The sequence below is a fragment of the Algoriphagus lacus genome, assembly GCF_003583985.1.
GTDB classification, from domain to species: domain Bacteria; phylum Bacteroidota; class Bacteroidia; order Cytophagales; family Cyclobacteriaceae; genus Algoriphagus; species Algoriphagus lacus.
Genome location: NZ_QXML01000002.1, coordinates 317,401 through 336,418, shown reverse-complemented (window position 1 = coordinate 336,418; position 19,018 = coordinate 317,401). Strand labels below are relative to the sequence as shown.

Here is a 19,018-nt window from a genome sequence, read left to right as displayed (position 1 = left end):
TCTCTTACCCAAAAAATCCTTGCCGTAATTCATCATTTTAAACCTTAAAAGGTTGAAATTCTGATAACCGGTCATTTTATTCCTGATCAACCCCTGATGAATCTGTTGAAAACAAAACTTTATTCAAAATCCGGAAAATCCTCAAGAGCTGTATTTCATTGGCTAGCTGTATGGGTAGTATCTGGATTTTGTTGGTTGGATGGGTTTGCTCAGATTAATCCTGAAAACCCTGCCAAACCGAACATCATCATTTTCCTGACAGATGATTTGGGCTATGGTGACCTGGCTTGCTACGGTAATCCCATCATAAAGACCCCTAATTTGGACCAATTTGCAAAAGAAGGGGTCCGGATGACAGACATGCATTCTGCTGGCACCGTATGTTCTCCATCACGTGCGTCCATCCTTACTGGCCGGAATGCCTATCGAAGCGGGTTCTATAACATTACCGGTTTTTTTGGCACCACCTTAAACAAAGGCGAAATCACGCTGCCCCAATTACTCAAAACTGTGGGGTATGAAACTGCATTTTTTGGAAAGTGGCATTTATCCAAGCTTGAATCCTCTACTGAAGTCACTGTCAATCAAATGGGCTTTGATTATTCCCTTGCTACCTCAGTAAATGCCTTCAATACAGGTCCTAAAAATCCGGATAATTTTATTCGAAACGGGAAACCTACAGGAGTGCTGGAAGGCTGGTATGTGGACATAATTACAAATGAAGCTGCCAACTGGATTTCAAAAGTAAGGGACCAAGAAAAACCTTTTTTCATCATCATTTCCAGTAATGAACCTCATACTCCAATTGATCCTCCTACAAAATTTTCAGAATTATACGATAACTCAGAAGTAGCAAGCCTGTCGCAAACCGTAAAATACGGTGGAGTTCCGCGACCTAAAAAAGATCTTTCACCCAACCAAAAGGAATATTATGGTACGGTCTCCCAATTGGATGAAACCTTTGGGAAGTTCATGGATTATTTGGACGAAAAGGGGCTGAGAGAAAATACTTTAGTGATTTTCACCAGTGACAATGGTCCGGAATATCCGGTTACTTTGTTGGAATCAAAGGGAGAGTGGGAAGATCCTATCCGAGACAAAAGCTTTGGTTCACCCGGAGAATTACGGGGCATGAAAAGATACCCCTACGAGGGAGGACATCGAGTTCCCGGACTTATCAGATGGCCCGGACACATTCCTGCCGGAACGGTCAGTGACAAATTATTTAATGGAACCGACTTTCTTCCAACCCTTTGTACACTTGCAGGGGTACCTCTGCCAATGGATAGACCACTTGATGGGACGAATGCTTTCAATGCCTTCCTAAATAAGGACTATGAAAGGGAAGTTCTACCCATTTGGTTTTATCTATTGGACTCTTCTCATTTACCCGGAATGGCTCAGATGGCCATGAGATACCAAGATTATGTGCTTGTAGGTAGGCTTTCGCCAGACAGTAGGAGTTTTTCCACAATGCACAAACCCAACAAATATCTGGCTGTGGATTGGCTAAAAACATCAGTTCCAACTGAATTTGAATTGTATAATATCAAATCCGATTTGGCCCAAAAAAATGATTTGGCCAATGTAGAATATGACACCTTGATGAAACTGATCCCGAAAATGCAAAAACTATGGCTCGAAATCCGGGATGAAGGACCATGGTGGGGGAAAATTCCCGATTGATCATAAGTGACCTAATCTCGAATCAATTGAATAAATTAACCCTAGCCAACACACCCATTTGCTAAAAATGAAGAAAATAGACCTCAGTTTACATACGCTATTGGTAGCCCTGTTTTTGTTTGGTTGTAATCCAAATTCAAAAAATCAGGAAACTGAATCACCTGTGGGATTTACACTCAAGGAATCTGACCTTCCTGAGTATGAAAAAAACATCGATCACAAAGGGCTCCTCACCTCCTTGGGTGACCGTCAGGATGAATCCATCCGGACTGGCGAGCACATTTACAACAACATCTGTTTCAACTGCCATGGGAATCCCGACCAGGAAGGATCAATGCCCAATGCATTCAAATTTTGGAAAGATGAATTCAAGGTAGGCAAAGACCCTTATTCCATCTACCAAACCCTAACCCGAGGCTATGGTTCCATGCCTCCTCAGGTCAACCTTACTCCTGTTGAAAAATATGACATCATCAATTACCTGAGGGAGACTTTCATCAAAGAAAAAAATCCCGGTCAGTTTATTGAAATCGATTCGACCTATCTGGCCAGTTTGCCAATCGGAACGACTACAGGCCCGGCACCCAAGGAATTTAAGCCATGGGCGGAAATGGACTATGGCAATTTTTTAATCAACACTTATGAACTGGTGGGATTGAATGCTCAACCGAGGGAACGATCATCAGGACCGGCACCACTTCCGGATGAAAACCTGGTCAAAGCAAACTTTGCCTACAAAGGAATCGCAGTCAGATTGGATCAGGGAACTGGAGGGGTAGCCTCAGGCAAAGCCTGGATGATGTTTGACCACGACTTGATGCGAGTGGCCGGAGCCTGGACAGGGGAGGAATTTATTGATTGGGAGGCGATTCTGTTCAATGGCAAACACAATATTTCACCCAGGACAGTAGGAGACCTTCATTTTTCAAACCCTGTTGGACCTGCTTGGGCCAATCCTGCGACTGGGAAATTTGATGACCCACGTTTCCAAGCAAGAGACAAAAGAAAGTTTGGACCCCTTCCTCGGGAATGGGCTCATTACAAGGGCCTCTACCAAAACAAGGATCGGGTGATCATCTCCTACACGGTAGGAACTGCCAAAATTCTGGAGACATTTGGATTGGAAACTGTGGAAAACCTCCCTGTTTTTACGAGAACTTTGAATATCTCTTCCTCAGACAAGCCCCTGAAAATGCGAGTGGCTCCAAGCGGCACTTCTGTTGCACTGGTTGGAGAAGGTGCCGTTTTGAAAGATCAAGGTGGGTTTATCGTGATGGAAGTGGCCCCTTCCAAGCCCATAAAAATCAAATTATTGATCGGGAAATCTGGAATAAAAGGCCTCACACAGTACGCTAAAACTTCCAGCCCTCCCGAGGCATTGGATCTTCTGATCAAAGGTGGTCCGGCCCGATATCCTCAAAAATTAACCTCAGAGGTTCAATCAGGAACCCAAGAGGGACCCTTTCAAGTGGACATCATGAATCCACCTTTCGACAGTCCATGGAAAAATCAGTTCCGATTGAGCGGATTGGATTTTTTCAAAGACACCAATAAAGGAGTGATCTGTTCGACAGACGGCGATGTATGGCTGGTGGAAGGATTTACGAAAAACTCCGGCAAACTCACCTGGCAGCGAATCGCATCGGGCCTGTTTCAGCCATTGGGAATTAAAGTCATCAATGAACAAATATTTGTCACCTGCCGGGATCAACTGGTGAAGTTGCACGACTTCAACGGAGATAAGGAAACGGATTTTTATGAAGCTTTTAATAGTGACCACATGGTTACCGACCACTTCCACGAGTTTGCCATGGGCCTTCAAGTGGATAAGGAAGGGAATTTTTATTACGCCAAAAGCGCCCGACATGCCCGGGAAGCCTTGGTGCCTCAGCACGGAACCTTGATTAAAGTAAGCAAGGATGGCCAAAAAACAGAAATCGTTGCCACTGGCTTCAGAGCAGCCAACGGGGTTTGTATCAATCCGGACGGCACCTTCATCGTAACCGATCAGGAGGGACATTGGAATCCCATGAACCGGATCAATTGGGTAAAGAAAGGAGGATTTTATGGAAACATGTTTGGCTTTAATCCGCCTGCCGACAGCACCGAGGCCGGAATGGAGCAGCCCTTGGTTTGGGTAGATCGGGAAAGAGATCAATCTCCATCCGAACTCCTTTGGGTGGACAGTAAAAAGTGGGGGGCATTAAATGGTAAGCTACTGAACTTGTCCTATGGATACGGAAAAGTCTTTGTGGTTCCTTTTGAAAAAATCGGAAATCAAGTACAGGGTGGGATTTTTGAATTACCGGTTCCCAGATTTTCCACCGGCGTGATGCGGGGCCGCTTCAATCCCGGTGATGGGCAACTTTACCTCTGCGGTTTATCGGCTTGGGGTTCTACCCAACCGCAATTGGGAGGCCTTTATAGAATCAGAAAGGTGGAAAAGCCAATGGTCATCCCGGTTGGAATCCAAGCCACCAAAAACGGAATGAAATTGACTTTCACGGACAAACTTGATGCTGCGACCATTCAGAATACTTCCCAATTCACTGTAAAAACCTGGGATCTTCTTCGGTCCAGAAAATATGGATCCAAACACTTAAATGAACAGACTTTGGCTGTAACTAAAGTGGAATTGGAAAAAGACGGCAAGACGTTAAAACTGACCATTCCGAATATCAAACCTACTTGGGGTATGGAAATCCAATACCGAATGAAAGATGAAAGAGGAAATCCTGTCGAGGGATTAATTCAGAATACAATACATCAATTGGGTGAGAGTCCAACTTGGTAGTCCAACCGATTTGAAAAATGAACTTGGATTAAATGAAATAACTAGATAGAGAATGGGAAAAGGCTGCCTATAGGCAGCCCTTTTTATATGGTTAAGGTGGTGGAATTATTACTTTCCCAATAGATCACAGACTAGGTTGAAAGGCAAAAACTCTTTTAAAATGGAATATTAGCAGCTTTTATAAAACTGCTTCTGCCCCAACTTTAACTCAATTTCTTTTGCGGCTTTGGTAATGGAAAGCCCTCCTAGATTTGTGCATCTCAAGGTATTGGGGATACTTTTTCCCACTTCATACATGGTCTCAATCACCTGGTCTAACGGAATCAAATGGTCGTAATCCGCCAAGGCCATGTTTGCGCAGGAAAGCGCATTGGATGCTGCCATCACATTCCTGTTGAGGCATGGTGCTTCCACTCGATTTCCGATGGGATCACAGATCATTCCCAGCGCACTTTGCAAAGCCATGGAAGCAGCACAAATGCTTTGGTTTATATTTCCTCCTGCCAAATAGACAATAGCCGCAGCTGCCATGGTAGAACCTGAACCGCATTCGGCCTGACAACCTCCTACCTCCGCAGCAAAAGTGGAATGTGCAGCGATAAATACTCCGATCAATCCGGCAATCATCAAGGCTTTTACAGTTTCCTCATCCGAAAGTCCCAAGGAATCGGCTACTCCTAGTACTGCTCCTGGCATCGCGCCACAAGATCCGGCTGTCGGCGCGGCGACAATCACTCCCATGGAACTCTTCACCTCCATGATAGCGGATACGTACATGATAATTCGGTTCAAGACATTCCCATCCACAAGCTTTTTATCCTCCATCATGGATTTGAATTTCACCGACTGTGGTCCCAAAATCCGGTCTTCAAATTTTGTCCCCTTCAAACCGGTTTCCACGGCATTTTTCAGGATTATCCGGATGTCGTCCATTTTAGAAAGCACCTCTTCCTCAGAAATATTCCCTCGCATGCTTTCATACCGCACAGCCAATTCCCAAAGGCTCAATTTCTTATCTTCATTATAAGCGAGCATCTCATCGCAAGTAATGAATGGAACGACGGAGTTTTTTCGGGTCAAGACTGGCAAAACAGGTTTGATCTGTTTGATGGAAGTGACTCCTTCAATTTCTTTCAGCTCCTCAAGAATCGCCTTATCCAGAAACGCCTGAGTTTTTACAGCAACAAAATTCCTGTCCTTTGCATGGATTTCCATTTCATCCCCCAATCCGGCCTGCTCGAGGTAATGACTCACTTTTTGCAAATCCGAAGAGTAGATCAGAGTGACAAAGCAGTCCCCAGCCAGAGAAACTTTAGCCTTGTCAATTTCAATCACTTCAATCATCCCGCCTCCGGTGGAAATGGCTATTACCTGATGGGTTTCCCAAGGATTCTTCAAAGTAATTTGGTAGGTATTCGGATGCTCTGCCTGAATATCCCGGATGTTGATTTTTATTCGGATTCCTGCAGCACCAATATGCATTTCGGAGTCAACCAATCTTTCGTCATACGCTTCCCAGCCCAAAAAACCTCCAAACAATCCCATGTCTGATCCCTGTTCTTTGTGCGTGGTAGCCAATGAACCGTTGGGATCAAAATCGATTTCGATCTCAGATATCCTTCCATCCATGATGTCATGGCAAATCCTCCCTATTCTCAAAGAAGCAGCACAGTGCGAGCTTGAAGGACCTCTCATCACCGGTCCGATTACATCATTAAAAATGCTTGGATAATTCATTAGGTAATTTCTTTAGAGTATACTAATAAATTTAGGTGGAAAATCGACTTTTTCAAGTATTAAATTTTGCCAGATATGTGTACTATCTTAACATTAACGAGAATCTTTTTTTTCCATTATTGCTAATTATACCCATTAAAAGTAGATTAATACTACATTATTTTACCAGTGAATAATCGTTTTTTCTCATCTTAAAATTCATCTTCTATGCATCCCCTTCATTTTAAAGTGCCGAGGCTAAAGGAAGAAACAATTAGGGTAGAGTGTTGGGATTTGGAAAATTTCTTTGAGCCTATTCATTTCCATGAGGAATTTCAGATCACCCTGATTCTCGAGGGTGGCGGATCTCTGTTCGTTTCGGATAGTGTCATCCAATTCAAAAAAGGAGAAGTGTACATGTTTGGTAAAAATTTGCCTCATGTTTTTAGAAACAGCGAGAATGAATTTCAAAACAGTGGTCAAAAAAAAGCCAGAGCAATTTCTGTCTTTTTCAACCAGGATGTATTAAAAAACGCGTTAAACGACATACCCGAAGCCTATGCCATAAAAAAGCTAATTGATGTCGCCGTATACGGAATTCGGGTATCCGAAGGGAAACAAATCCCAATCAGTCAAAAACTAAACTCATTACCGGAAAAAAATTCTTTCGAGAAATTCCTAGGCTTGCTTGAAATCCTTGAATGCATTTCAAAAGACAACAATCTAGATTTTATTTCATGCCTTGGGGTCCCAATTCGAACGGTACAAGAAAACATCCCCAAAATTAATATGGTGTTTGAATTTGTGAGGAACAACTACAGTGAAAAAATCACTTTACAGCAGGTTGCAGATTTGGTAAACATGTCTCCCACTGCCTTCTGCCGTTTTTTTAAGTATAAAAGTCAAAAGACCTTTTCCAGGTTCTTGATTGAGGTTAGAATTGCAAATGCTTGCCGATTAATTTCACAAGATGATTTCAATACCTCTGAATGCTGCTTTCATTGCGGTTACAATAATTTGTCAAACTTTCACAAGCATTTTAAAAGTGTAACCGGTATGACACCTCTGGAATTTCGAAAAAACATCCTAAAAACTGCCAGTTAGAAGGAAACTTCCATTTGTCTTAGGACCTACTTCTTTTCTTCAACGCCCTTTGAGAATTGCATTTCACAATTCAATTCTAATCACCTTGATTTATCAATCTTTATTTGAGTGGAAATTATTTCACTTTTAATAAAGAGAAATGATTTTCTATTATATAAATCTTTTATTAATTGAATTAACAAAAAGCATATAATGAAGAAATGCATATTCGTTGGGATCATTTTTTTCTTTGGTTCTCTAAGTGAAATATTCTCCCAAACTGAACTGACCCTCGCTGACATTTATAAAAACGGAGTCTATGCTCAAAAGCGATTCGGCCCAATCCGTTGGATGAAAGACGGAACCGGGTACTCCAGCATCGAGAAAAGTACCAGAGTGAACGGAGACGACATCGTCAGATATGATGCGGTCAAAGGCACTCGATCCATACTGATTTCTGCTGAAGAGTTAACCCCAGCCGGAGAAAGCAAACCACTGTCTGTAGCAGACTACCACTGGTCTGAGGACAACACCAAACTACTGATCTTCACCAACACCCGAAAAGTATGGAGATACCACACTCGGGGTGATTATTGGGTATTGGACTTGAAAACCCGCAAACTGAGCCAGTTGGGCAAGGGAATTCCTGCGACCACCTTGATGTTTGCCAAGTTTTCTCCGGACGCAAGCCGAGTGGCCTATGTGAGCGAAAACAACATTTTCGTGGAAACGCTATCCTCTGGAAAAATAACTCAAATCACTTCTGATGGCGACAAAGACATCATCAACGGCACCTTTGACTGGGTCTATGAAGAAGAGTTGGATTGCAGAGATGGATTTAGATGGAGTCCTGACGGAAAAAATATCGCCTATTGGCAGTCAGACACCAAAGGCGTGGGCACATTTTATCTGATAGACAACATTGACTCCATCTATTCCAAGCCTATTCCCCTGCCTTATCCGAAAGTCGGACATACGCTCTCCGCAGTAAAAATCGGCGTAGTTTCCAGCGAAGGCGGACAAACCAAGTGGTTTGATTTCCCCGGCGATCCGAGAAACAATTACCTGGCAAGAATGGAATTCATCCCAAATTCCCAGGAAGTGATGGTTCAGCAATTGAATCGGCGGCAAAACCAAAACACGGTTTGGGTAGGCAATATCCAAAACTTAGCCCTGTCCAAAATCCTGGTTGAAGAAGATTCAGCCTTTCTGGATGTGCATGACAATATTCGATGGCTGGACGGGGAGAAATCCTTCACTTGGACCAGCGAACGGGATGGTTGGTTGCACTTGTACAAAGTATCCCGGGATGGAAAAAATGTGGAATTGGTGACCGAGGGAGAGTTTGATGTAGAGAGGATCAGCCACATCGATCCCGCCAGCGGATATGTGTATTACATCGCTTCCCCTGACAATTTCACCCAACGTTACCTTTATCGCAGTTCCCTGACCAAAATCGGGAAAGCCGAACGAATCACCCCAATGAATCTTTCCGGGCAAAATGCCTATCAGATTTCGACCGATTCCAAATTTGCCATCCACACGTTTCAAAACACCACAACGCCGCCAGTTTATTCCCTAGTCAGTCTGCCAAAGCATGAAACTGTCCGCGTTTTGGAGGAAAATAAAGAGCTAAAATCCAAGGTTGTCGCTTTGGGATTGAACCCCAAAGAGTTTTTCAAAGTGGACATCGGTGAGGTGATCCTGGATGGCTGGATGATCAAACCCAAAGATTTTGACCCCAGCAAAAAATACCCACTCTTAGCTTATGTCTATGGTGAACCTGCCAGTTCAACTGTTCAGGATAACTGGGCGGACGGTGACTTGTGGCATCACTACATGGCTGACTTGGGCTATGTTGTCATCAGCATCGACAACCGTGGTACCAAAACCCCAAGAGGCCGCGATTGGCGAAAATCGATCTATGGACAAATTGGAATCCTGGCGTCTTACGACCAAAAGGCGGCAGTGGAAAAAGTGCTGAAAACCTACAATTTCATAGATCCTGCCCGGGTCGGATCCTGGGGATGGAGTGGCGGCGGACAGATGACGCTGAATTTGATGTTCCGCTTTCCTGAAGTTTACAAGGCGGGTTTGGCCTTGGCCTTTGTGTCAGACCAACGGCTCTATGATGCCACCTATCAGGAGCGGTACATGGGACTTTTGGAGGACAATGAAGAAGGATACATCAAAGGATCTCCGATTACCTATGCAGAGAATTTACAGGGGGAACTCATGATCATTCACGGCACAGCCGACGATAATGTGCACTATCAAAGTTTTGAAATGCTGGTGGACAAACTGATCAAATACAACAAACCATTTTCCATGATGTCCTATCCAATGCGTTCGCACAGCATCAATGAACGGGAAAACACTTCACTTCACTTAAGGGAAACCATGAAAAACTTCTGGTTGAGAAGTTTACCTGCAGGGGGAAGATAAAATTTGATAAAAAAGGCAGAAAAGGATAAACCCATAACTAAAGCAGAAATTTGACATGAACACTTTTCCGAAGGAAACCTATATCGAAAGAAGAAACCGACTGAAGCAAAAAATGGGGTCGGGTATTTTGCTTTTCCTGGGCAATGAGGAAAGCAGCAGCAACTTCAAAGACAATTGGTATCCTTTCCGTCAGGACAGTTCGTTCCTCTATTTTTTTGGTTTGGACATGCCTGGACTTGCAGCGATCATCGATATCGATCAGGGTCAGGAAATCATCTTTGGGGATAATCTGACCACAGTGGAAGTGATTTGGCAAGGAGCTCATCCGCCGCTCTCCGAGTTAGCCGAATCGGTGGGAATCAAAACCACCCATCCCAAAAATGAACTTCCGAAGTTTTTGGAAAAAGCAGGGAATCAGCAAATCCATTTCCTCCCTCCCTACCGACCGGAAAACTCACAGAAATTGGCCGAATGGCTCCACCTTTCCATACAGGAAATTCCTTCCCGAGTCTCTGTCCCTTTGATCAAAGCGGTGGTAGCGCTTCGGTCCATCAAATCTGAAGAGGAAATCAGGGAAATCAACAAGGCCGTGAACATCAGTGTGAGCATGCACAAAAAAGCAATGCATGAAGCCAAACCCGGCATGAAAGAATACCAACTTTTGGGATTGGTAATTGGAGAAGCATTGGCTCAGGGAGGTCATTTGTCTTTTGCTCCGATCATCACTATTAACGGCCAAATCCTCCACAACCACAACTATTCCAATACCCTAACCCCGGGTAAAATGGTTTTGGGTGATTTTGGAGCGGAATCGGCCATGCGTTATGCTGGCGATATTACCCGGACTTTCCCGGTAGGACCTGAATTTTCTCCCGTTCAAAAGGAAATCTATCAGATCGTATTCCATGCCTACCAAACTGCCGTTGCAGCACTGAAACCTGGAATCCGATTTAAAGACGTGCATCTCCTAGCCTGCAAAAAACTGGCGGAAGGCCTGAAGGATCTAGGTCTCATGAAGGGAAATCTGGATGATGCTGTTTCGCAGGGCGCTCATGCTTTGTTTTTCCAATGTGGATTGGGACACATGATGGGGTTGGATGTACATGACATGGAAGACTTGGGTGAAGAGTATGTAGGCTATACCGAAGAACTCAAAAAGAGCAAAGAGTTTGGCTTGAGGTCCCTCCGACTGGGCAAGGAACTAGAAGCCGGCTATGTGATCACCATTGAGCCTGGCATCTATTTCATCCCTCAACTCATCGATCAATGGCAGGCAGAAAACCTGCACAGCGAGTTCATCAATTACGATAAACTGGCCGAATACCGGAATTTTGGAGGCATCAGGGTGGAAGATGGTTACTTAATCACCGAATCCGGTTCCAAGATTTTAGGAGATCCTCTGGAAATTGAAATCTCAGATGTAGAGCGGATCCGGGGAAAGTAGACTCCCTCGATTCTTTGATTTCCACAATCCTTTTGGTAGCTTTTTCATTCAAAATCACCCGATATGAAAAAAGCTTTCCTGCCTTTCGTCCTACTGTTCTTTGCCTTTTCCCTGGCCTTTTCACAGGAAAAACCCCTGAGAATCCTCATGATCGGTGCGCATCCGGACGACTGCGACATCAAATCCGGCGGAACAGCTGCCTTATTTGCCAAGATGGGCCATGAGGTCAAGTTCCTCTCGGTTACCAACGGGGATGCAGGACATATGGAAATGGGAGGAGGCATGCTGGCTAAACGACGGTATGCCGAGACTCAGGAAGTCGCAAAAAGACTAGGTATCCAATACGATGTGCTGGACAATCATGATGGAGAACTGCTCCCGACCTTGGAAATCCGACTCGATGTAATCCGTAAAATCCGGGAATGGGGAGCAGATGTGGTGATTTCCCATCGCCCAAATGACTACCATCCCGATCACCGATACACCGGCGTTTTGGTGCAGGATGCGGCCTTCATGGTTGGTGTACCCAATATTGCAGCAGACACCCCTCCGGTTCGGAAAAATCCGGTTTTCCTATATTATCAGGACAATTTTCAAAAGCCGAATCCCTTTTCACCGGACATTGTGATCGACATTACTTCGGTGATCGACCAGAAAATTTATGCCTTGGATGCCCACGTTTCTCAGTTTTACGAGTGGCTACCTTGGATCGCCAATGATCCTGATGTGATTCCGGAAGGAAAAGAAGAGCGCATCGCCTGGCTGAAGTCCAAACGGGCTTTGGCTCCAAACTCTTCAGTTCAAAAAGCGCTAGTAGAATGGTATGGGAAAGAAAAAGCGGCTCAGGTAAAATTTGCTGAAGCTTTTGAAATCTGCGAGTACGGAACCCGGCCTACTCGGGAGGATATTTTGAGGTTGTTTCCGATGCTGAAGAATGAACAATGATCATTTTTTAGGGATGGTTTTTGCACTTGACCATTGAAACTTGAGTTTGGGCATTGAAAATTGAACATTCCATAGACTTGTCGTCTAAATGTCGCATCCCCGGGGTTTGAACTCAGGATTAACTCTAAGACTTTTGAACCGTGAATTTGGGAGAACAAATCAAGACCCTTCGAAAAGCGAAATCCTGGACTCAGACCGAGCTAGCAGCCCGCTGTGGGATCACGCTGAGAACGATTCAGCGTATCGAAAGCAATGCCGTAAAGCCAAGTCTATTTTCTCTAAAAAAGCTTAGCGAGGCGCTGGAAACCGATCTTTCCGAACGTTTGACCGAAGTCACAGAAACCTATTCCAACACTTCAAAACCGGTCAAATCTATGAGCACCCTCCTTCTAATTCTTGGGAATTCTTTCCGCAGAAATTCCATCCTTGTTTTGGTAATAGCCGCACTCCTCACCACCTATTTCAACTGGGGAAAAGTCAAAGATTCTTACCTCAGGGCATTTGACGATACTACGATTACGGTTAATACGATCAATTGCGGCTCGGAAACGGAATGTGACATCTTACTGACCAAATCGGACAAATCAGGCATAATCCTCTGGCAAAAAACCTACGGCGGCACTAGCTATGACAAGGCAGGACAAGTGCTCCATACTCGAGATCAGGGATATTTGATTGTGGGTTCGACCAGCTCCTTTGGGAAGGGAAATTATGATGTGATGTTGATCAAAGTCACCTCCGGAGGAGACATCCAGTGGCAGCAAACTTATGGAGAGTTTTTCAACGAATACGGGTACAGTGCTACTCAACTCACCTCAGGGGAAGGATTTGAAATCGAGGGAACTCAACAAACCTGCTCCACTCCCAATGTGTCAAATGATTGCAAAGATTCAGTTTGGAAGTTTCAGATTGATAAAAATGGACAAAGGATAGGCTAAACGGTTTTAAGAAAACTTGATAGGTAATTGAAAGTATTCAATCATCAGATCGCTGCTGCTTAAAAATCCCGCTTGCCAAACACCCTCGATGCCAACATACCCGGCCAAAGCATCCATAGCACCAAAGCACCTGCTGATACCAAAACCCCAAGACCGCTGGAAAAGAACTGCTGGAAAAATGCTCCGGTATAGCCCATTAGCGCCGAGATATCCAGTTGCATTAGCATCAATATCCTCCCCAAGTCCACGGGATTGAGCATCACCAAACCAAGGGTGACTTTTTCCAATGGATAATCCGCAAAGCTGTAAATGAGGTAAAGCACAAAACCATCATAGACCAGCGAAAAGTAAATCCAAAGGGCCAAACTTATCCCGATGGCCTTTGCTTTGTCCCTAGTTATCACACTCGCCAAAAAGGCAAATCCGGTGAAAACAGCACTCAAAATCACCCCTACCGCAAGCAGGGTAATCAGACTGCTATCCGCTCCCCAAAGTACCATTGGAAGTCCAAACCCTATCACAATGGACAAGCTGAGCATCAAAATCACCGCAAACAACTGACTAAGGAAAACCTGAGAACGCTTGACCGGCTGGGCCAGCATTAGTTCGATAAACTCCAGGTTGTTGTAAAAGTGGGTGGTAGCAAAAACCGCTGAAATCAGCGGGACGATCATGATCAGAATGTTCATCAGACTTAGGGAAACCTTACTCAGATCATCCGAAACCTGGTAAATCGATACTGCCACCATCGCCAAAAACACGGTATAAATGATCGCAAATCTGGACTTGAGAATATCGTAAAGCGCGTATTTGAGTAGCTTAAGCATAAGTCAGGACTTTAGTGGTTGACTTTTTTTTTAAAGTCCACTGCATCAGTTTGGCAATGGCGGGGGAAAACTTTTCCTCGGAAGTGATTTCTTTCAGGCTCTCGATAGAGTCGTTGAAAAACACTTCCCCCTCGAAAATGTAAATCGCCTGATTGGTCAACTCTTCCAGATCGCTCAGGATATGGGAAGTGATCAGAATGAGTTTGCCGGACTCCCGTTCTCTTTTAATTTTCGATTTCAGAATCTCCACTGCAATCGGATCCAATCCGGCAGTAGGTTCGTCCAGAATAAGGATTTCGGGATTGAAAAGAAAAGCCAGAGCAGCACTTACTTTTTGCCTCGTGCCACCCGACAGAGTTCCCATGGATTTGTCCTTGATTTTGTCGAGTTCAAACTCCTCCACCAAATCCAGATCATACTGTTTGATTTCTGGGCGCATGTCCTTCATCATGGAGAAGAGTTGCCCTATCTTCATATTTTGAGGATATCGGCCGATTTGAGGCATGTAACCGATCAGCTGTCGGTAGTCGTTTCGCCCTTTGATAGATTGGCCATTGACCAGGATTTCGCCTTTGTCAGGAAGTACCATTCCGAGAATGGACTTGATCAATGTGGTCTTGCCACTGCCGTTGGGGCCCATGATAGCGTAGCTGTTTCCTTTTTCGAAACTGAGCTTGAATTCCTTCAGGACTTCCTGTTTGCCAAACTTTTTGGATATCGCATTAACCGAAATCATAAGGTCTCATTTTTGGGGATTGATCGATCATTTGGTCAGGGGTGAGGGTAGGCAGGATTTTTTCCATACGGTCCAGCAAAGTGACCATAAAACTCCTCCAGAGAATCACCGCTGCAGGGATTTTCTCCACGATCACACTGTATAGGTTGATGGGTCGATAGGGTATATCACCTACATAGTTTTTATCAAGATCATAGCCTTCGTATTTGTCCCAGTAATTTTCGGTGATCGTATTGAGTACTACCGAACCGTTGGAACTCATGTCGAAAGTGTTTTGGGTAAAATTGTTCCCCTTGAAGGTATTCTGGTCGCAGCTCGCCATGAGCTTCAGCGCCCAACCGTTTTCCCGGAAGGTATTTCCTTCAAACTCAATGCGGCTGCTACCTTCCATGTAGATGCCGACTGTGTTTTTCAAAAAGGTATTTCCAATCACCTTGCTGTCACTGATGTCCTTGAGCAAAATGCCGTAGCTACTTGCTCCCCAGTTTTCTTCAAAGCGGTTGTTTTCCATCACCATATTTTTGGTGTACATGACCGCCACTCCGGCACCGTTGCCACGGAAGGTATTTCTTCGGTAACTGTTTTCATGGGAAAACATGAAATGCAGGCCATAGCGCTTGTTTTTGGACACCAGATTGTCCTCCACTTCGGTCTTGGTAACAAACTCCAAGTAGACACCATCCCGATGTCCCGACACCTGATTGTTGGTGATGAGGTTGTTTTTACATTTCCACAAGTGAATCCCATTACCGGTTTGGTACTCGCGCTCGGCATTGGATATGAGGACATTTTCAGTGATGGTCATGTCCGAAGAATTGGAAAAATGCAGGCCAAAAAAGGTGTTTTCCAGCAGGTTATTTTTGATTACACAGTGCTTGGAATCAAAAAACTTAATCCCCGCCGAATCATCCATGGTTGATCTTCCGGTATTGGAAAGTTTCAGTCCCTCGATGCGAACCTGGTCGGCAGCAATGATCAGGATATTTCCTTTTCCTTGACCGTCGATTTCAGGGCGGTTTTCACCGAGAATCGTGAGGGATTTCCGGATCACAATCCCATTCTCCCGGTACACTCCCGATTTCAAAATCAGGGTATCCCCGGCAGAAGCCGCATCCACCGCCTTCTGGATGGAAGTTCCGGGTTTTAGCAGGATGGTTTTGGAAAGTGAAATACTCGAAACCAGCATACCCACCAGAACGAAAAACAAGAATCTAACCGAGGTTTTCATAAGATTAGTATTCACTTAAACTGAGTCTGAAGCTCTCCCCAAGCGAGGTAAACACCTCCTTGGCCATTTTTATACTGCTCCATTCTTTCATAATTCGAAAAAGCTACCACTTGGGAAGCCATCGGAGTCTGAAATGCCTCGCCTTTCAAATAAAAGGCTGTGGATGCATCGATCAGGGCATTGGGAGCTTCAAAGTCCGTTACCAATCTATGCTTGTATTGCTGGGCTTTCCCTTCCTCGGTATCGAGGTATTGCAGCATGCAATTGATATCGTCAAAGACAAAAACTTTTCCTTTTTCGGTGACTAGTTCAGCCCCGAATTTGGGATCCATGAGAGTCATTTTACAGTGATGACAGCCAACCTGACCAAATGCAATGGGTCGTGGATCTGCAGAACACGCTGCAAAAACGACGGTGATAAGTAGAATTAGTGCTAATCGATTCATGAGGTGAAGGATTAAAGGGTGAATGTCATTTTGTTAAGGGTATTGATTTTTCCATTTTATCCCGAACAATAGCCAGAATCAGCAGGCAAGCCCCGCCAATCAATATCCAACTACCAGTATCCGGGCCAGAGTATGCCAGAAAATTCAGAAGTTCTTTGTACCCAATCAGGGGAGGCTGATAACTCATTCCCTCTACTTTGATGGCTGCTTTTGGATCAAGGTTGTGACCGTATTGGTAGCCCCATCGGTACATATCCACCAGCACTCCCATCCCAAAAAGGGCTATCAGCGCAAAAAAACCATACAAACTCCATCGCCTTCCGATCACAAATGCAGCCAATCCCATGGCGATCAATCCCCCGATGACATAAATCAGAAAACAGAATTCGGGAAACATTTCATCTCCGATATGTCTCATTCCGATGTAGTGGTTTACTCCGTTGATTTGATCCACATTGCCGCTCAGGTGATCTATCCAGATTTTCATATTCAGTCCTTCCGGATACTGAGGAGCCCAAAGGCTGATTTGCCAAAGCGGGGTAAAATAGGACGGGATAATTGTGAGCGCGGCAATAAGAATCAAAATCCGGTTGAAAAGACTGAGCGGTTTCATAGAGGGATTGGTAATAGCCGCCGGTCCATAATTACCGGCGGCATGAAAAGAATTTATTGAGCTTCTCCGGTAGAGTATTTGAGCGGAGTGTTGACTCCCTTCGGTGATACTCGGAGATAACCCTGCATTTCCTGGTGAAGTGCAGAACAGAAGTCTGTACAGTAGAATGGGAATACCCCAGGTCGATCCGGAGTCCACTTGTATGTGGAAGTTTCTCCTGGCATGATCAGGATTTCAGCGGTATTGGCACCTTTTATAGAGAATCCGTGTGGTACATCCCAATCTTGCTCCAAATTGGTGACGTGGAAATACACAACATCCCCCACATTGACCCCTTCGATATTGTCAGGTCGGAAATTGGACCGGATGGAAGTCATGTAGACGTGGATTTCATTTCCTTTACGCTCCACTCGGGCATCGGCAACACCCTTCAGTGCATATGGGTGATTGTTTTTCTCCAAAGGATAGAATTTCACTTGCTTGTCTTTGATCAAAGCTGCCGGAAATGCCTCTGCATAATGTGGCTCACCGATGGTCGGGAAGTCCAGGAGCAGTTGCATTTTGTCTCCTGAGATGTCATACAGCTGGGCTGACTGGGTCAATTCCGGACCGGTAGGAAGGTATCTGTCTTTGGTGATCTTGTTGTAAGCAACCATGTATTTTCCGTGAGGCTTGCCGGTAGGTCCACCGGGAATCATCAAGTGACCCACTGAATAGTAGGTTGGCACACGATCCACTACCTCGAGTGTCTCAATGTTCCACTTCACAATCTCAGAGGATACAAACATGGAGGTGTAAGCAAAGCCTTTTCCGTCAAACTCGGTATGCAAGGGTCCAAGACCTGGTTTTTCTACTTCTCCATGAAGCACGGACTCATACTTCAAGACAGGCATGCCATTCACATCTCCTTCAAAATCCTTGTTTTCAATCGCAGCCAGCATTTTGGTAAACGAGAATACCGGAATCACTGCTGCCAATTTCCCACTACCCACGATGTATTCACCGGATGGATCGGTATCTGTTCCGTGCGGAGATTTAGGACATGGAATGAAGTAAACGATGTCTTTTAGTTCAGTAGGATCCAACACCAGCACTTCTTCCATGATGGTTGAGGTAGCGGTATGGGTTTCCTCGTTCATCTTGTTGTGGGCATACTTGGCTTTAACTTTTTTGCCCTTTCCTGCTTTGACATACTCCTCGGCTTTTTTCCAGTTCACCGCCATGATGAAATCCTTGTCCTTTTGAGAAGCATTCACTTCCAAGAGTGTATGGGCCATTTCAGTGTTGTAGGTGGAGAAAAAGAACCAACCGTGGGATTTGTTTTTGCCGGCACGGGCCAGGTCAAAATTGAACGGAGGAGCCTCGATCTGGAAGGAAAGGTCCATGTCCCCTGTCTTAGGGTCCACTCCGATAAAAGAGATGTAGCCTTTGAAATTTTCCTTGTAGGAATCAATCGAGACATCTGAATTCTCCCCTACTGGTACAGAGAAACGAGTTCCTGCTACGACATACTCGGTATTTTGAGTGATGAACGGAGAGGAGTGGTTTCCCGCAGAATTCGGAATCTCGAGGATCTCAACCGTTTTGAATGAAGTCAGGTCAACCCGGGCGATTCGTGGGGTGTTGTTGGCATTTCCAAAAGCCCATCGTGCGTCATGCTCGGCATTTGTCATCGAAATGGCGATATGGTGCAAATCATCCCAAGGCACAAATCCATGGGAAGTATTCAGCATGGGCTTGGTTTCTTCTGAAAATCCCCAACCGTTTTCCGGATGGACTGAGAATACAGGAAGAATTTTAAAAACCCTGCCTGATGGCAGACCGACTACGGACATCTGTCCGTTGAATCCTCCGGAAACGATATTGTAAAACTCATCATGAGTACCCGGGGCAACATACACTTTGGAAGCTGCATCACCTGTAATAGCACTTTGTGCTCCTTTGGGTTTACAGCTTGGTGCCAAAGCAACGGCTATCAAACCGATTGCTAAAAGCCAGACGTTCTTTTTCATGTGTTTAGCATTGTTTTTAAATGGCCACATGAAACCTCGCATAGTGGAAAATATCCCGTTGTGTGATGTTTGCCTCGTGCTCGATTTCATAGTGATGGATTGATT

The 19,018-nt window shown here is 44.8% G+C and carries 14 protein-coding genes; 7 read left to right on the top strand and 7 right to left on the bottom strand.

Features of this window, described 5'->3' with window-relative positions; translation table 11 throughout:
* Positions 1-105 precede the first annotated feature (105 nt).
* Positions 106-1,686 (top strand): sulfatase family protein, encoded by a 1,581-nt coding sequence (locus tag D0X99_RS05610; RefSeq protein WP_233553660.1) that lies wholly within the window; start codon positions 106-108, stop codon positions 1,684-1,686.
* Between the two features lie 67 nt (positions 1,687-1,753).
* Positions 1,754-4,480, top strand: a complete 2,727-nt coding sequence (locus tag D0X99_RS05605) for a DUF6797 domain-containing protein (protein ID WP_119476664.1) — start codon at positions 1,754-1,756, stop codon at positions 4,478-4,480.
* A 168-nt stretch (positions 4,481-4,648) separates the two neighbouring features.
* On the opposite strand, the gene D0X99_RS05600 is transcribed toward D0X99_RS05605, so the two are convergent.
* A complete protein-coding gene (locus tag D0X99_RS05600; protein ID WP_119476663.1) occupies positions 4,649-6,217 on the bottom strand; it encodes an L-serine ammonia-lyase, iron-sulfur-dependent, subunit alpha in 1,569 nt (522 codons plus the stop codon).
* Positions 6,218-6,424: 207 nt separating this feature from the next.
* On the opposite strand from D0X99_RS05600, the gene D0X99_RS20750 reads away from it, so the two are divergent.
* The 5 genes from D0X99_RS20750 to D0X99_RS05575 all read left to right on the top strand — a co-directional run bounded on the left by D0X99_RS20750 (position 6,425) and on the right by D0X99_RS05575 (position 13,051).
* Positions 6,425-7,300 (top strand): AraC family transcriptional regulator, encoded by an 876-nt coding sequence (locus tag D0X99_RS20750; RefSeq protein ID WP_119476662.1) that lies wholly within the window; start codon positions 6,425-6,427, stop codon positions 7,298-7,300.
* Between the two features lie 192 nt (positions 7,301-7,492).
* On the top strand, positions 7,493-9,724 hold the full coding sequence (locus tag D0X99_RS05590; protein ID WP_119476661.1) for a S9 family peptidase: 2,232 nt from the start codon (positions 7,493-7,495) through the stop codon (positions 9,722-9,724).
* Positions 9,725-9,779: 55 nt separating this feature from the next.
* Positions 9,780-11,168: an aminopeptidase P family protein gene (locus D0X99_RS05585; protein WP_119476660.1), complete on the top strand. Its 1,389-nt coding sequence runs from the start codon at positions 9,780-9,782 to the stop codon at positions 11,166-11,168.
* Between the two features lie 63 nt (positions 11,169-11,231).
* The gene (locus D0X99_RS05580; RefSeq protein WP_119476659.1) at positions 11,232-12,113 is read left to right on the top strand and encodes a PIG-L deacetylase family protein; all 882 of its coding nucleotides are present in this window, start codon (positions 11,232-11,234) and stop codon (positions 12,111-12,113) included.
* A 140-nt stretch (positions 12,114-12,253) separates the two neighbouring features.
* On the top strand, positions 12,254-13,051 hold the full coding sequence (locus D0X99_RS05575) for a helix-turn-helix domain-containing protein (RefSeq protein ID WP_119476658.1): 798 nt from the start codon (positions 12,254-12,256) through the stop codon (positions 13,049-13,051).
* 59 nt (positions 13,052-13,110) lie between these two features.
* Here the strand turns inward: D0X99_RS05575 and D0X99_RS05570 are convergent, their stop codons facing one another.
* From D0X99_RS05570 to nosZ, 6 genes are read right to left on the bottom strand one after another with little or no spacing between them, the layout of a single operon-like run.
* The gene (locus D0X99_RS05570; protein ID WP_119476657.1) at positions 13,111-13,878 is read right to left on the bottom strand and encodes an ABC transporter permease subunit; all 768 of its coding nucleotides are present in this window, start codon (positions 13,876-13,878) and stop codon (positions 13,111-13,113) included.
* Complete coding sequence (locus D0X99_RS05565; protein WP_119476656.1) at positions 13,871-14,614, bottom strand: ABC transporter ATP-binding protein; 744 nt, start codon at positions 14,612-14,614, stop codon at positions 13,871-13,873. Before D0X99_RS05565 ends, D0X99_RS05570 begins: the two co-directional genes overlap by 8 nt.
* Positions 14,601-15,857, bottom strand: a complete 1,257-nt coding sequence (locus D0X99_RS05560; RefSeq protein ID WP_233553659.1) for a nitrous oxide reductase family maturation protein NosD — start codon at positions 15,855-15,857, stop codon at positions 14,601-14,603. The genes D0X99_RS05565 and D0X99_RS05560 overlap by 14 nt, the downstream gene beginning before the upstream one ends.
* Positions 15,854-16,288: a nitrous oxide reductase accessory protein NosL gene (locus D0X99_RS05555; RefSeq protein WP_119476654.1), complete on the bottom strand. Its 435-nt coding sequence runs from the start codon at positions 16,286-16,288 to the stop codon at positions 15,854-15,856. The genes D0X99_RS05560 and D0X99_RS05555 overlap by 4 nt, the downstream gene beginning before the upstream one ends.
* A gap of 25 nt (positions 16,289-16,313) precedes the next feature.
* Entirely contained in the window at positions 16,314-16,901 is a 588-nt protein-coding gene (locus tag D0X99_RS05550; protein WP_119476653.1) for a hypothetical protein, read from the bottom strand.
* A gap of 53 nt (positions 16,902-16,954) precedes the next feature.
* A complete protein-coding gene (gene nosZ, locus D0X99_RS05545) occupies positions 16,955-18,913 on the bottom strand; it encodes a Sec-dependent nitrous-oxide reductase (RefSeq protein WP_119476964.1) in 1,959 nt (652 codons plus the stop codon).
* Positions 18,914-19,018: the final 105 nt, after the last annotated feature.